A 16,187-nucleotide genomic window follows, 5' to 3' on the forward strand; every position below is an offset into this window, starting at 1 on the left:
AAGGTGTATTATGGTTCAACTTTAAAATTTGACCAACATATATCTGATTTATATTAGCTATATTATTTAAATTTTTTAATTCACCTATTGATAGGCCTGTTTTAACAGCTATTCCACTTAAAGTATCCCCTCTTTTAACTTCATAAGCATATGAATTTAATGAAATTTCATTATTTTTAGTGATAGATTTTTCATTTTTCTCACCAGTAGCCTTATAATTTGGATGAACTTGTATTTTTTGACCTTTATATATTTTATTTGCATCTTTAATTTTATTTAAACCACATAATAATGCAACAGTTGTATTATAATTTTTTGCTATATCAAATAATTTATCATTTTCTTTAACAGTATATGTAAATGGTTGCGATTTCCCTTCTTGTTTTTTATTTTCAATTTTTTTTAATTTTTTTATTAATACTTTTGGACTTCTGAAAATTTTCAAATCATTAACTTTATAAACACAATATAAGCCAACATATTTATATTCACCATTTGTCTTTTTTACAGAAACTCTTAATATATAACCTAAATTTCTACTAATTATGACTGTCTTTCCATCCTTACCACTCATTCCAGCAGCAATTACTTTATTTTTTAAATCTTCAACCTTATATTCTAAATTAGATATAGGATTGAATAATAAGTCTAAAAATTGAAACTCTACATTGCCTTTCATAAAAATACTTTCCTGATTTTTTATATATCTTTTTCTTCTACATAGTCAAAATTTAAATCATCTTCACTAAGCCATTCAGGTGTTTCATAACCAACTAAAATATCAAATTCTTTTTGTTCATCTGAAAAATGATCTTGTGTTTGACCATCATCATCAAGATTTCCAGTTACATATGTATTTGTTTTACTATCTAAATATTGATATTCAATTTTTTGAAAATTTTCGCCAATAAATAAATTATATAAATCTAATTTATTACTATAGACACCATTACCAGGCAGCTTCGGCAACTGAGCATTTACAGTCGCTCCCCCCACAAAACTATGCTGCCCCGCCTTACTCTCAAACTTGCCGCCTGTTGTTGTAAATATTCCACTGCCATTAATTTTCAGTTGCGAGCCCCCTGCGGTCAGCACGATTTCTTTAGGACTGGTAATTTCAATTTTATCTTCCGTTGAAATGAGCTTAATCACCTTTCGTGCAATTGCTTCAATAGCATCATCTTGGGCTTGTAATTCAACTTTCCCTTTTGCGGCATAAGCACTCAGGCCCTTTTGAGCCGCAAACAAACTGATTTTGTCTTGTGCATGACCAACAATATTCTTTTGAGCACTGAAATTAATCGAACCTTGTGCACTTTCTGCAATATCCTGTGAGGCTTGTAATACAATATCTTCCGGTGTAGTGAGTGCAATACCATTAGGTGATGCAAGTAACATCAGTGCTTGGCGGAATAATTTGCCTTGTTCTTGTTTTGCCGCTGTATTGGATTTTTCTAAACCTTGCGCATAGCCTTCCATAAAGCCTTGTACTTTTTCTAATGCTTTTATGGGTGTCATCGCTGGTGACAAACCAAAACCACCATTATTCAATAAATCATCAGGGTTAAATTTGATGTCTTCGATCAATTTGCCCACATCTTTTAATGCTTTTAATGGATCTTCTTTGAGGTTACTTTTCAGACATGCAACCCGCCCTTGAATCACATCCTTACCATTTTCTTCAATATGATCTATGACAGACTTTAAGTTATCAAAGGCATCTTCGGCATCATTAAAGAATGCTTTAAATTCTTTTACTGTACTTTTGACATCATGTGCGATTGAGCCCATTTCTTTGACAAAACTTTTGCAGTTTTTTAACGCTGCCAATGGGTCTCGACTTAGCTCCTCCTTGAACAAATTTAAAGTCGCTTTAACAGCTTCGGCAGTACTTTTGATTTCTAAAGAGTTTATTAACTTCGGCAAACGATTAATCACATTTAATGCATCGGTCTGCTGCTTTACGGCTAAATCGCTCAGCATATTCATGCTCTGATGCCCTTGATTTAAAAGAGACTGAGCTTCAGCAGCAGCAAGATGATCGGCAACGGCTTTATCCTGCGCATAGGTACTAATAAGTAAACCTTTACCTGCACGCATTGCCCCCCAAGCATCCGTTCGCAGCTCAAAACCCTCTCCTCGACCATGGCTACTGTCTTGTTCTTTAGGATGGCTGAGATTACCTAAATTCAGCTGTGTCGCTGCATGACTACTTTGTAATTGGGTACTGATCTGCCCCGTCGTGTCATCAAAGCGCAGTTGGTTAAAGCCTGCTCCCGCAACTTCTTGCGAGCGGATACCACTGAGTTTTTTGGTTTCAGGAAGCTGACCTTTGAGGTCAAACATGGTCTGAGATCGTTCAGCTTCATGTATTCGTCCTACTACAAAGGGACGATCGACATCTCCCTCAAAAAAGTCGATAACCACAATCTCGCCAATACGAGGATGAAAACGTGCGCCATAACCTTCACCTGCCCATGGGGTCAGCACATCAACCCAAGCCGAGTCACTGTCATTATCATTACTCCCTGCTCCACCATCATGACTATGGTCATCGCTGCGGGTGAACGTAAACCGAACTTTGATACGCCCCCAAGCATCGACATATATACTTTCACCTTCTGGACCGACCACTTTAGCCCGCTGTGGAAACGCAGGTGGCCGGTGTAATAAAGGATCATATTCAGGCACCACAGAAATTTGCCGACGGACCACATACAGCTCGTTGGCCTGCCTTTCATCCCCTAAAGATAGCCAACGGCTCGCGGCAAGTAACTTTTCTAATTGAACCAAAATATCTTTGGGTAAATTATTTTGGTTATAAAATGCTTTGCCCAATATGAGAAATTCACGATCTGTCGTTTGATGTTGATCGATTTCAGGATGATTTTCTAACTCAAACCAATACCCGACTTGAGCGTCCCGCACGCTACTACTAGCGGTAAAGTATTTGGCTTGAAGTTCCTGATAATGATTGAGTTGCCGATTCAACTGATCCAATTGCTGTGTATTTGAAGTGGTCGCCTGATCTGCACCTTTAAGGTCGGTTGTCCAAGCCGAACTCATGGTCCACGCCTGCTCTAAACTTAAGGTTTCATTGTGCTGTTGCTCACTCTGTGCATGGGCGCTTAAGAGTGGATTACTTTGGTCTTGTGCCAATTGTTGAGCTTGCCAACGCTGCGTTTGAATGGTGGTCGATTGTAAAAAACGTTCTGCCACAAAACTGGTGATTGTGTCCAAACGTTCCGTGGCATGACTCCGATGAAAGCGAATTTTTTTCCGTTCCAAAGCACTATAAGCTTGATTGGTATCAATTAAACGCAGCTGCTGTGCTTGCATTGGTGCAGCCGAAAATGCAACAAATAACTCAGCTTCATCAATTAACCAATTGATCCCTTCACTGCGCCAAAGGCGGGTTAAAAATGCATAATCACTTTCATTCGCCTGCATGGTAAATGGACGCACATCATAAGTACGTGCAAGCCCCTCTAAGTTCAAGCTTAAACTGGCAGCAAACAGCGCACTTTTTTTCTGCCATTCACTAAAAATAATCTCGGTCATCTCCCGTACCGATTTGTTCATAAAGACACGGCTGTTACGACGCTTATGCCAGAGTGCTGTCGCATCCTCAATCACCAGTTTATAAACGGTCAGTGCACCATCACTTTGACCTTGGCTAGCCCCAGTAATCACACCAGTCAGGCGACTGAGTTGTCCCAAATCTGTCACTTGATCGACAGCCACTCGGCCGCCTATAAACTGCTTTAAAGCCAGATGAGCATTGGTCGAGAGACAAATAATTTCCGCACGAAAGCCTTGATTAATACGGTGTTGACCTTCAATCCGTTGAATAAAAACTTCAGAATTTAGATGTTCATTTGAGAAATGAATGTGTAGCGCACGTTTCTGTACGCTAAAGCCAAAGTTTTCCACCATGGCGTGAATATTTTTAAGCATTGTTATTATGTATTTAATTTTTTTTAATGACGGCATTTTAGGAAATGTTTATTTTTTCGTCTACCCTATTTTGCAAATAATTTGTTGAATTCTTCTTTTTGGCTTTTACATCACTTTAGGATTCAAGTGAATAGGAACGTCAATACTGGATCAATTTTGCTGATCTAACTTTTCGCAGCCGCTGAGATGCTGCTACACTCAAAATGCAACCTATTAAAAATTTTAAGCTCCATGATCACAATTGAATCCAAACTGCCTGCACAAGGTGTGACTATTTTTAGCGTCATGAGTGCAATGGCGCAGCGTCTAAATGCACTGAACTTATCTCAAGGTTTTCCTGATTTTCCTGCACCTCCAGCACTGTTAAATGCGCTAAGTGATGCGACGCAACAGGGTTTTAACCAATATGCACCCGGCGATGGACTGATGCATTTACGTGAGCAATTGGTCCAACTGTTTGCCCATCGAGACCAATTAAATATTGACCCTCACACCGAAGTGACCATTACCCCGGGTGCAACCATTGGTATTTTTAGTGCCATTCAAGCCGTGGTTCATGCGGATGATGAAGTGATTATTTTTGATCCGAGCTATGATAGTTATGCGCCCAGTGTAAAATTGGTTGGGGCTCATCCCATTCACATTACCTTAGAGACGCCCCATTTTACTGTGGATTGGAATCGTGTTGCCGCTGCAATTAACCATAAAACCCGGATGATTATTGTCAATACACCGCATAATCCAACAGGTGCTATTTGGGGGCGTGAGGACTGGCTCAACTTAATCGAACTAATTCAAGATAAAAATATTATAGTGCTGTCGGATGAGGTCTATGAGCATTTAATTTTTGATGGTCGTCAGCATCTATCTGCTTTGTCATTTCCTGAGCTGCGTGAACGCAGTTTTGTCGTGGGCTCATTTGGTAAAACCTTTCACGTCACAGGTTGGAAAACCGGTTATTGCATTGCAGCGCCAGCCTTGATGAAAGTGTTTCGCCAAATCTATCAATTTGCCAATTTCTGTGGAGTTACGCCCGTACAAATGGCATTGGCTAACTTTATGGCAGAACATCCTGAGCACATTGCTGAATTGGCCCATTTTTACCAAGCTAAACGTGACCGGTTCAATGCGGGCTTAAGCCACTCTAGATTTGAGTTGATTCCATCGGCAGGTACCTATTTCCAAAACCTTGATTACAGTGCCATACGCCCAGATTTAAGCGATGTGGAAATGTGTCAGTTGTTGGCAGAACAACATAAAATCGTGGCGATTCCTGTCTCGGTATTCTATCAAAAACCGCCGGAAAATTTACGCTTATTACGTTTCTGTTTTGCCAAACAAGATGCCACCTTAGATCGAGCTGCAGAGATTCTCTCCGCGGTTTAAAGCCGTATCTGCCCAAACGTTTTTTAAAACAGACATGTAGAAATAATGAAGCCTTGGTTACTCAAAAACTAAGGCTTTTTTGAATGCCAACATGATAGTGTTATCAGTAACTTAAAATCATAAAAAGCCGCGTATAGGACCTGAGCATGTCAAAACAACAGTCCCTCGTTACTCAGCAAAATTTATGGAAAACGTTTTTAGTTTTTCTGGTGCCTTTGATCGCCACCAATATTTTGCAGAATTTATCTGGGACCATTAACACCGTTTTTGTCGGTCAGATGCTTGGGGTGCATGCCATTGCAGCGGTTGCGGTATTTTTCCCGATCTTGTTCTGTTTAATGGCTTTTGTGATCGGGCTCTCGGCAGGTGCAACCGTGTTGGTGGGGCAAGCTTGGGGCGCGCAGAATCTTGAAAAAGTTCGTACTGTGGTGGGTTCCACCCTGTTTATGACCTTGATTGGTGGCAGCATCATTGCCTTTTTAGGGGTGATATTTGCCAAGCCCATTTTATTGGCCTTAGGCACAGCCCCTGACGTGATGCATTTATCTTTGCCTTATGTGCAATGGATGCTTGCGGGTAGTCCACTACTCTTTATTTATATTATTTACACCTCGATTTTGCGTGGGGTCGGTGACAGTACAACACCGCTGATTGCATCGGGTATGACCATTGGTTCAGGGCTGATCATTACACCAGTACTGATTGCAGGAAAATTTGGATTTCCAAGTTTAGGTATTATTGCCCCTGCCATTGCCAGTCATATTGGCTTTTTAATTGCCTTGGTATTTTTATATTTCTACTTAAAAAAGAAAGATCACCCGCTCAAACTCGACTTCGAGTTGATTCGTCATATTCGCCATCAACATGATCTTAGTAAAATTATCTTAAGACTGGGGATTCCAACGGGTATTCAGATGGTCACGACCTCTGTGGCCGGTCTCGTCATTGTCGGTTTAGTTAACCGCCATGGGGCTGATGCTACTGCTGCATATGGCGCGGTCAATCAGGTTTTGAACTATATCCAATTTCCGGCCTTGTCCATCGCGATTGCGGCTTCTATTTTTGCAGCACAAGCCATCGGTTCGGGTCATTCTGAATTAATTAATCGCGTGAAACGTACGGCCATCGGGATGAATTTCATAATTACTGGCATCTTGGTGGCATTGGGCTATTTATTCTCTAAATATTTAATGGCGCTGTTTATTACAGATCCTGAAGTTGTGGTTCTCGGTCAAGAATTACTGTTCATTGTGCTTTGGTCGATTTTATTTTTTGGTGCCAGTGCTATTTTTGCTTCCATTATGCGGGCCAGCGGAACGGTGACCGTGCCGATGATTATTAATATTATGGCGATTATTTGCATTGAAGTGCCGTGTGCCTACCTATTCAGTGAATGGTGGGGCTTAAAAGGCATTTGGTATGCCTATTCTTTGGCCTTTGTCAGCTTATGTATTTTACAAGGGCTGTATTACCAATTGGTATGGAGACGAAAAGCCATCAAAGTATTGCTATAAAGTTTGCTAATAGCGTTCAATGCCAATACACGCTTTAAGTTTACATATGGAAAATCTTGTACTGATCCATGCATAAAGTTTGCCCTTAAACTGCTGTTTATTTTTCAACACATGGCTTTATATCCTGTTGATTTATCTACACTTAGAACCAATTAAAATTAAAACCCTCTTATTTTCAAATAATTACGGTTTGGCATAGATTTTGTTCTTATCCCTTTTATCTTTTAAGAATAATTGGGATGAGAAATTTTTATGTCTAAACGTCAAATAAAGCTTGGGGCTTTTATTCCAACTACCTCACAGCATGTCGCAGGTTGGCGTCATCCTGAATCTCGCCCACAAGATCATCTCAATATTGATTATGCAATTGAACTGGCAAAAACCGCAGAACGTGGTTTATTCGATGCTTACTTTCTTGCCGATGGTCTGTCTGTCCGTTGGAGTTCTGCTGTCGAAGGTGAGAAAGGTTTGGGCGATAAAGGCGTCGGCTTTGAACCTGTTACATTGTTTGCTGCACTGTCGGCTGTGACGCAAAATATAGGCTTTATTGCTACAGCATCCACGACTTATGAAGACCCTTATATTTTGGCGCGTAAATTTGCTTCTTTAGATCATATTTCTAAAGGTCGTGCTGCATGGAATGTGGTAACGACAGCCTCTGCCGATGCCGCAAAAAACTTTAACATTCAGCAGCACCCTGAACCCAAAGAGCGTTACGAACGTGCCGATGAATTTATTGAGGTGACTCAAAAACTGTGGGACTCATGGGAGGATGATACCTTCCATTACAACAAAGAAACCGGGCAATTTTTTGATGCCCGCAAACAACATCAGCCCAATCATCAAGGTCAATATTATCAGGTACTGGGGGCTCTCAACGTCTCTCGCCCACCGCAAGGCTATCCAGTGATTGTTCAAGCAGGACAATCTGAAGACGGTCGTGAACTAGCCGGTAAATATGCCGAAGTGATTTTTACAGCACAGCAGAACTTAGCAGATGCACAAGCCTTTTATCGTGATGTCAAAAACCGCTTAGTGAAATATGGCCGCCATGCGGATGACCTCAAAATTATGCCGGGGGTTTCGATTTTTGTTGCCAAGACAGCGCAAGAAGCCCAAGAAAAATATGACTTTTTAAATAACTTAATTCACCCAGAAGTGGGTTTAAGTTTATTGTCTGCTTTGGCAGGCGGCATTAATTTGGCCAAATTTGATCTAGATGCCCCTTTCCCGAAAATCGAAGATGCAGACATTAATTTCTCAAGTCGTCAGCAAATGATGATTGATATTGCCCGTAAGCACAATTTTAGTATTCGTCAGCTCTATCAATATATCGCTTCAGCCCGTGGACATTGGACCTTGATTGGCACGCCTGAACAAGTCGTAGATCAACTGCAAGAATGGTTTGAGAATGACGCTGCCGATGGTTTTAATGTGTTGCCACCAACAACACCTGCAGGGTTGAATGACTTTGTCAATCTCATCGTCCCTGAACTGCAACGTCGCGGTCTATTCCGAACGGCCTACGAAGGCACAACTTTACGTGAAAACCTCGGTCTAAAACGCCCTGAAAATCAATATGTGCTGAAGAATCAACAAGTGCAGGCCTCTTAGTAAATTTTTAATCAGTGTTTTTATTCAACCATCTCTAAAATGCCTCATCCGAGGCATTTTTTCTATCTGAGTTAGGCCATCTGCATAAAATCCCTTAATTTTATTATGTGTTTATATATAAACAGATAAGTTCTGCAAGATTTTGGATGATGCATCCACAACAAGCGATTAATTTCTTTGTTGATTTTAAAACAGTAAAAACTTCACAATAAAATAATATATTGTTTTATAACACTATTTTAATTGGCATAAACCTTGTAATACCCCTAGTGAACAATAACATGTACAGAGTTTATTTATGTCAAAACGTCAAATTCGCTTAGGGGCTTTCGTACCAGGGACTTCGCAACATGTGGCAGGTTGGCGCCATCCGCAGGCTCGCCCACAGGATAGTCACAATTTAAAATACTTTATTGAACTGGCAAAGACCGCAGAGCGTGGCTTATTTGATGCCTATTTCCTTGCGGATGTTCCCGTCACCGTCGATCCTGATACAACACCTGATTTGGGTCTCAATGGCACCTTCTCTGCCGGACTCGAACCGGTATCCCTATTTTCTGCACTTGCAGCGGTAACCGAACATATAGGCTTTATTGCCACAGCGTCGACCACCTATGAAGCACCTTATAATTTAGCACGTAAATTTGCCTCTTTAGATCATCTGTCAGAAGGTCGGGCGGCATGGAATGTGGTGACCACTTCTGGCAGTGTGGTTTCAAAAAACTATGGCATCAATGATGCGCTGCTCCCCAAAGAACGCTATGAACGTGCAGATGAGTTTATTGAAGTGGCACAAAAGCTTTGGGACTCTTGGGAAGATGATGCCTTTGAATACAATAAACAGACTGGGCAATTTTTTACGGGCGATAAACTGCATCCACCTCGCTTTAAGGGTAAACATCTTGCGGTACATGGTGCATTAAATATTGCTCGTCCACCACAGGGCTATCCCGTGATTGTACAAGCGGGACAATCTGAAGACGGTCGTGAACTGGCAGGTAAATATGCCGAAGTGATTTTTACAGCACAGCAGAACTTAGCAGATGCGCAAGCCTTTTATCGTGATGTCAAAAACCGCTTAGTGAAATATGGCCGCCATGCAGATGACCTGAAAATTATGCCGGGGGTTTCGATTTTTGTTGCCAAGACAGAGCAAGAAGCCCAAGAAAAATATGACTTTTTAAATAGTTTAATTCACCCAGAAGTGGGTTTAAGTTTATTGTCTGCTTTGGCAGGTGGCATTAATCTGGCCAAATTTGATCTAGATGCCCCTTTCCCGAAAATAGAAGATGCAGACATTAATTTCTCCAGTCGTCAGCAAATGATGATTGATATTGCCCGTAAGCACAATTTTAGTATTCGTCAGCTCTATCAATATATCGCTTCAGCCCGTGGACATTGGACCTTGATTGGCACGCCTGAACAAGTCGTAGACCAACTGCAAGAATGGTTTGAGAATGACGCTGCCGATGGTTTTAATGTCCTACCGCCAACAACACCTGCGGGGTTAAATGATTTTGTCGATCTCATCGTTCCTGAACTGCAACGTCGCGGTCTATTCCGAACGGCTTATGAAGGCAAGACCTTACGAGAAAACTTAGGTTTAAAACGACCTGAAAACCAATATGTTTTAGAAAAAAGACATACCTTCCAAGCCTCATAAACCAACGTTTAATAAAACTGAAAAACAAATGCCCCAACTGGGGCATTTTTATGGACTGATATTGATCCAACTTAAGCGATGATCATACTGACCTATATTTGATAAGCCTAAAAAAAGCCCTGAATTCAGGGCTTTTACATTGTCTAGGTGATGGTCAATTCAGACTTACCATGCAAATTTATAATCGGCAAATCGGTGAGATAAAGGTTCAAGCAACTGATCTTTTACTGGATCACTAAAGTCAGTCAAAATGTCATTTTTAATATTGGTCAGACGGACATCTTCGCGTTTACGCGGATGGGCTAAATGAATATCTACAATACGTTTAATTCGTCCCGGATGTGGCTGCATGACCACCACTCGATCGCCCAAAAATACCGCTTCTTCGACATCATGGGTGACAATGATCATGGTGATTTTTTCACTTTGCCAGATTCGCTGTAATTCATCCTGTAAATTTTGACGCGTCAACGCATCAAGTGCACCAAAGGGTTCATCGAGCAGCAAAATCTGTGGTCGATTCACCAAACTCCGGGCAATCGCCACACGTTGATTCATCCCACCAGACAACTGCGAAGGATAAGCATCTTTAAATTGGGTTAATTTGACCAACTCTAAATGTTCATCAATCAATACATCTTCTTCTGCACGGCTAAACTGGCTTTTATGCAATGCAATCCGTACATTTTCCCGTACCGTCAACCATGGAAACAGGCGATGATCTTGAAACACGATACCACGTTCCAAACTCGTGCCCTGTATAGGCTGACCATCAACCAAAATCTGGCCCTGAAACTGACGCTCTAGACCAACCAACAACCGTAATAATGTGGATTTTCCGCAGCCACTACTTCCCACAATACTAATGAACTCACCCGGCTGAATATTCAGGTTAATGTCCTTAAGTACGGTTAAGTCTTCTTGCTTTTGTGTGGGATAATGTTTCGTTAGCTGCTGAATAGAAACCGAACCAGCTTGTTCTACGCTCATATCATTATTCTCTATTTGTGCTGACAAACTTTGCTGGACTAAACCTTAGAGTTTAGCCAGTGACACTTCCGTCGATTTAATTAACACCACCACCTCTGAACCTACTTTTAAGTCTAAATCCTTCACCGAACGTGTCGTGATCACGGACGTAAAAAAGCCTGCTTTGGTTTCTACATCAATTTCTGAAACCACAGGACCTTCTACGATTTCATTAATCACGCCTTTGAATTGGTTTCGCACATTTACTGAAGTAATCGCCATTTTAATTATGCCTTTTGTTATTAAGAGAGCTTTACTATAAAACAGTTCAATCACTTGCTATATCTTGATTTATCCTTTAGTTATCCCGATTTTATTTATCTTAAAATCAGATAAATAATCCACACATGAATTTATCGGTGAAACTGATATTTAAATATCGAATTATTATTTATCTTTTATTTTTAAATCTTTCATCATGATCTGCATTTTCAACAACTATAAGAAACGATATGTCTATTTTGACCCACCCTGCAGTGCCCTCTGCACTGAAACATAAACGGGCAACAGCGACGGTCTTTGCAGACCCGTTATCGCAAGCGTTGTTGTCTCGAATTGAACAAATTGCACCGAGTGAGGCCAATGCTCTCATCATTGGTGACACAGGCACAGGTAAAGAGTTGGTTGCACGCCAAATCCACCAATTGAGCCATCGTGCCAAAGGTCCTTTTATCGCGGTGAACTGTGGTGCCTTTACCGAATCCTTGGTCGAAAGTGAATTATTTGGACATGAAAAAGGAGCGTTTACAGGAGCAATTAACAACCGTGTCGGTTGGTTTGAAGCAGCCCATAATGGCACCTTATTTTTAGATGAAATTGGTGATCTATCCTTGCCAATGCAAGTCAAATTACTCCGTGTTTTACAAGAAAGAGAGATCGTTCGAGTCGGCTCCCTCAAGTCCATCCCGATTAATGTCCGGATCATAGCTGCAACCAATGTCGATTTGGAGCATGCCGTACAGGAAGGGCGTTTCAGGGAAGATTTATTCTACCGCTTACATGTGGCGTTGTTACGCATTCCACGTCTCGCAGAGCGTCGTGGTGACATTTTGCCTTTGGTTAAACACTTCATTCAGGTCTATCAAACCAACCCACATGACACACCATTACGCCTCAGCCAACTGGCGCTCAAAAAACTCAGTTTACATAGTTGGCCGGGCAATATTCGCGAATTAGAAAATACCATTCAACATGCGATTTTAGTCAGTGAAAAAGGTGTGATTGAACCGGAAGATATTAGTTTTTCGAGTATTCAAAGTGCATCGTCGTTTTCACGTGTAGAGCCGTTTAACTTACACAATGCCACCTCGGCTGTAGCCAATATCAAGGATATTCAAGATGCTGGACAGTTACTTGAGCAGACCTTTTTACAAATTTTTCAAGCCGCAAATCAACTTAAGCATGACAATATTAATGAGCTGATTGAAGAAAAATTTATCCGAAGTGCGTATCAGCACTGTCAATACAATCAAGTGCATACGGCTCGTTTGCTTGGAGTGACACGCAACGTCATTCGCACTCGCCTAATTAAATATGGCTTATTATAAATAAGTCATATTTTTATTTTCTCCACATTAAAATAATAATCCATACAAAACTGATAAATAAATAGTCATCTACATTATTCTTTATTCATTGCATTATTTAAAATATAAAAAATCAGTAATAAAAAACCTCGGTATATCCCGAGGTTTTTTATTTATTTTTCTATTGCATTTAGATTATTCCACAGGGTTGCGTTTCCACGCTGTGAAGTATTTTTCTAGTCCAATCAAGAAATAGTTGAAGGATAAACCCACGAGGGTAATGACTAATATGCCTACAAACATTTGTGGAATTTCAAAGCTAAATTGCGAATAAATAATCAGATATCCCAGACCTGCTTTGGCACCAAACATTTCTACTGCAACTAAGGCCAAAATAGAAATTGCCCCTGCCAGACGGATACCGACAAAAATCGTGGGTATGGATGCAGGTAGAATCACTTTTCGGAACAATTGATAGGGTTTTAGGCCCATGGTTCGTGCCGATTTAATCAGTAAAGGATCGACCGTTTGTACGCCTGTAATAGTGTTCAATAAAATCGGCCATGTGCACGCGTAAACCAACAGACTGATTTTTGAGGTTTCACCAATACCTAAAAATAAGATAAACAGCGGCATTAACGCCAATGCTGTGGTATTTCGAAACAATTCTAACAATGGATTTAAGGTTTCAGCCACGAGCTTGTACCAACCAATGATGAGACCTAAAGGAATTGCGATCGCTAGGGCCAAAATGAAACCAATAATGGAACGCTTTATACTGGCAAAGAAATGGATGCCTAATTGCCCGCTTTGATATAGCTGCCATGTGGTTTCCAACACCACAGATAACGGCGGTAAAAAGGCCGGATTGACCACACCACTACGCGGCAGAATCTCCCACAGCAAGAAAAAAGCCACAATAGCAATGGTGCGTTTAAAGACCGTGTTTAACCAAGTGAACTGTAGTCTGGGTTTAATGTCGTTATACGATTGCGTATAACTGATGGCTTGTTTAGTCGATGACATAAATAAATCCTCTGAATATTTTAGTTATGTGCAAGCTGTTTATGTTTTTCGAGGGCTTGCGCTTTAATCACTTCTTCACTGAGCAATGACCAAATTTTGTGGCGAATTCGGCCATATTCAGGCAATGAACGGACATCTTCACTCGAGCTGCGCAGGCTTTGTGGAATTTCAATCACTTCCTTAATCCGCCCCGGTCTTGAGGTCATAATCGCCACGCGCTGACTCAGATAAATCGCTTCATCAATACTGTGAGTAATAAAAACGATGGTTTTTTTCGAGCTTTTCCAGATATTGATCAACTCGGCCTGTAAGGTTTCTCGGGTTTGCGCATCCAAGGCAGCAAAGGGCTCATCCATCAATAAAATTTCTGGTTCATAAGCCAAACTTCGGGCAATCGCAACCCGCTGCTTCATCCCGCCGGAAAGCTCATTTGGATAATGCTTTTCAAAGCCACTTAAGCCTACAAGCTGCAAATAGTATTCGGCTTTTTCACGGCGTTCTTTTTTTGCTACGCCTTTGGCTTCTAGGCCAAATTCGATATTTTCCAGTGCGGTTAACCATGGATAGAGCGCATATTGCTGAAACACAATGCCACGGTCTAAACCCGGTTGAGTAATCTGCTTGCCACTCAGTAAAATCTGCCCTGCAGACGGTTTGGTTAAACCTGCAATTAAGTCTAATAATGTAGATTTTCCGCAGCCACTTGGCCCTACGATTGAAACAAATTCACCCTGCTGAATATCCAAAGTGACATTTTCTACGGCAACAAATTCAGGCTTATAATTTTTACTGCCGACATGGTTTTGTGCAGGAAATACCTTACGCACGTGATCTAAATGTAATGCACTGGTCATTGTTATATTCCTTTTGATTTTTGGTCGTTCGCATAGGGATTAAATTCATTGTTATAGATGCGACTGACCTCAATTTGATTTGGTTTTAATTTGTGTTCTTTTTCTAAGGCACTCACCCATGGGGCAAAATCCTGATCTTTTTGCACACCACCCACTTCGTGGACACCTGTGCCTGTGTAGTATGGAATAAGTGCTATATTTTCATTGCGTTGACGTTTTTCGATAATACTTTCCATACGGGCAATGATTTGCTCTTTCGGCGTGTTGTGTAGCCATTCTTGAGCTTTGGCCACGCCACTGACAAAGGTGCGAGCCAGTTCGGGATGCGCTTGAATAAAATCTCCGCGCATCGAAAAACTGCCTGCGGTAAAGGGCCCGTATAAATCAATATCTTTAAACATGCTGCGTACACCACCATTTTTTAAGGCACGTTTTTCCAAAATGCCTGAGAACACCGCAATATCAATTTGCCCATTCCGTAGAGCTTGTTCTGAGCTCACTGGTGGCAACATGATCAATTCGACTTGTCGGATTTCATCCTCAGTTAAGCCATGACGGGCCAAATAGTCTTTCACCACAAAGTCATAATGCGCCCCGTAGGCATTCACTGCGACTTTCTTGCCAATAAAGTCTCGTGGGCTACGAATAGGACTATTTTCTAGCACATAAAAACCCACGTTTTGTTCAGCATCACTGCCATAAGAAGCCACTACGGGAACGACATCTAGACCCGCAGCGATGACCTTCACCACAGCACCATTAAAGGCGCCAGCAAAATCAACATCACCGGCCACCAAAGTGAGTAAATCTTGTGGCCCACCTTGTACCGTGCCGACATAACTGAGTTTAACGTCGCCTAAATAGCCCAAGTCTTGTGCCAATTCAGGTAAGGACACCAGTCCCGGATAGCTTTGATAGCGTAGTTCTTTTAAAGCCACTTGCTGAGGTTCATCCACTCGCTGCGTGCTGCAACCAACCAAGGCTGTGCCACCGACCAATGCTGCAAGGAACATATTGCGCCAGAGTTGAGGAATGTTATGGATTGTCATTTTTTTCATTGTTATGTTCTCCTATCCAACCTGCTGCCAAGCTAAAACTTTACGCTCAACCCAAGTCAGTAACGTATTGAGCAACACGCCCACAATTCCTATCAGCAACATGCCAAAAATAATCAGTTCGACATCAAAAGCCTGACGCCCTTGAATCACGATATTGCCCAGACCATTGCCATAGTTCGCCAATAAAAATTCAGAGCCGATGGTGGCAAGCCATGCGAAAATCAGCCCAAGTTGTAAACCGACAAAAATCTGCGCCGAAGCACCGGGTAATATCAATTTACGAAACGCGTATGTCTTGGGAAATTGGTAGACTTCGGCCACTTCACGATATTTATGCGAAATACTGCTCACACCTTCAAAGGTGTGTAGCGCCACGGGATAAAACACCGATAAGGTAATAAACAGCACTTTGGCGCCATGTCCCTCACCTAAAAAGGCATAGGTATCTACACAAATCCCAAGTTTTGGGTTAAATTGAAGAGCATGCTCTTCAATTTAATATCTCCCATCTTGATACACGTCTCGTCAGACGATACAACGCCCTCGTAAAGCTTAATATG

12 protein-coding genes and 1 pseudogene are annotated in these 16,187 nt (G+C 41.3%); 5 read left to right on the forward strand and 8 right to left on the reverse strand.

Annotated elements, in window-relative coordinates:
• Both FTU17_RS09550 and FTU17_RS09555 read right to left on the reverse strand, forming a co-directional pair.
• Nucleotides 1–679, reverse strand: a 679-nt coding sequence (locus tag FTU17_RS09550; RefSeq protein ID WP_180135255.1) for a LysM peptidoglycan-binding domain-containing protein, incomplete at its 3' end; no start/stop codon positions are given.
• 20 nt (nucleotides 680–699) lie between these two features.
• Nucleotides 700–3,957 carry a type VI secretion system Vgr family protein gene (locus FTU17_RS09555; RefSeq protein ID WP_180135257.1) on the reverse strand — a complete coding sequence of 1,086 codons (3,258 nt, stop codon included), beginning with the start codon at nucleotides 3,955–3,957 and terminating at the stop codon, nucleotides 700–702.
• 231 nt (nucleotides 3,958–4,188) lie between these two features.
• On the opposite strand from FTU17_RS09555, the gene FTU17_RS09560 reads away from it, so the two are divergent.
• From FTU17_RS09560 to FTU17_RS09575, 4 genes are all read left to right on the forward strand, one after another.
• Nucleotides 4,189–5,343: a methionine aminotransferase gene (locus FTU17_RS09560; protein WP_180135259.1), complete on the forward strand. Its 1,155-nt coding sequence runs from the start codon at nucleotides 4,189–4,191 to the stop codon at nucleotides 5,341–5,343.
• Nucleotides 5,344–5,489: 146 nt separating this feature from the next.
• Entirely contained in the window at nucleotides 5,490–6,857 is a 1,368-nt protein-coding gene (locus FTU17_RS09565) for an MATE family efflux transporter (RefSeq protein ID WP_180135261.1), read from the forward strand.
• Between the two features lie 252 nt (nucleotides 6,858–7,109).
• Nucleotides 7,110–8,471 (forward strand): LLM class flavin-dependent oxidoreductase, encoded by a 1,362-nt coding sequence (locus tag FTU17_RS09570; RefSeq protein WP_180135263.1) that lies wholly within the window; start codon nucleotides 7,110–7,112, stop codon nucleotides 8,469–8,471.
• A 298-nt stretch (nucleotides 8,472–8,769) separates the two neighbouring features.
• The gene (locus FTU17_RS09575; protein WP_180135265.1) at nucleotides 8,770–10,134 is read left to right on the forward strand and encodes an LLM class flavin-dependent oxidoreductase; all 1,365 of its coding nucleotides are present in this window, start codon (nucleotides 8,770–8,772) and stop codon (nucleotides 10,132–10,134) included.
• Nucleotides 10,135–10,299: 165 nt separating this feature from the next.
• Here the strand turns inward: FTU17_RS09575 and FTU17_RS09580 are convergent, their stop codons facing one another.
• Nucleotides 10,300–11,124 carry an ABC transporter ATP-binding protein gene (locus FTU17_RS09580; RefSeq protein WP_078194037.1) on the reverse strand — a complete coding sequence of 275 codons (825 nt, stop codon included), beginning with the start codon at nucleotides 11,122–11,124 and terminating at the stop codon, nucleotides 10,300–10,302.
• Nucleotides 11,125–11,169: 45 nt separating this feature from the next.
• Nucleotides 11,170–11,385 carry a molybdopterin-binding protein gene (locus tag FTU17_RS09585; protein WP_067765474.1) on the reverse strand — a complete coding sequence of 72 codons (216 nt, stop codon included), beginning with the start codon at nucleotides 11,383–11,385 and terminating at the stop codon, nucleotides 11,170–11,172.
• Nucleotides 11,386–11,615: 230 nt separating this feature from the next.
• On the opposite strand from FTU17_RS09585, the gene FTU17_RS09590 reads away from it, so the two are divergent.
• Nucleotides 11,616–12,710 carry a sigma-54-dependent Fis family transcriptional regulator gene (locus FTU17_RS09590; RefSeq protein ID WP_180135267.1) on the forward strand — a complete coding sequence of 365 codons (1,095 nt, stop codon included), beginning with the start codon at nucleotides 11,616–11,618 and terminating at the stop codon, nucleotides 12,708–12,710.
• A 174-nt stretch (nucleotides 12,711–12,884) separates the two neighbouring features.
• Here the strand turns inward: FTU17_RS09590 and FTU17_RS09595 are convergent, their stop codons facing one another.
• The 4 genes and pseudogenes from FTU17_RS09595 to FTU17_RS09610 form a co-directional block, all read right to left on the reverse strand.
• Complete coding sequence (locus tag FTU17_RS09595; RefSeq protein ID WP_180135269.1) at nucleotides 12,885–13,715, reverse strand: ABC transporter permease; 831 nt, start codon at nucleotides 13,713–13,715, stop codon at nucleotides 12,885–12,887.
• A gap of 20 nt (nucleotides 13,716–13,735) precedes the next feature.
• Complete coding sequence (locus tag FTU17_RS09600; protein ID WP_180135270.1) at nucleotides 13,736–14,569, reverse strand: ABC transporter ATP-binding protein; 834 nt, start codon at nucleotides 14,567–14,569, stop codon at nucleotides 13,736–13,738.
• 2 nt (nucleotides 14,570–14,571) lie between these two features.
• On the reverse strand, nucleotides 14,572–15,627 hold the full coding sequence (locus tag FTU17_RS09605) for an ABC transporter substrate-binding protein (protein WP_257227384.1): 1,056 nt from the start codon (nucleotides 15,625–15,627) through the stop codon (nucleotides 14,572–14,574).
• A gap of 12 nt (nucleotides 15,628–15,639) precedes the next feature.
• Nucleotides 15,640–16,062, reverse strand: a pseudogene (locus tag FTU17_RS09610) (ABC transporter permease); the annotation flags it as partial.
• Nucleotides 16,063–16,187: the final 125 nt, after the last annotated feature.

It is taken from the genome of Acinetobacter sp. YH12070, from assembly GCF_013419625.1.
In the GTDB taxonomy this organism is placed as follows: Bacteria; Pseudomonadota; Gammaproteobacteria; order Pseudomonadales; family Moraxellaceae; genus Acinetobacter; species Acinetobacter amyesii.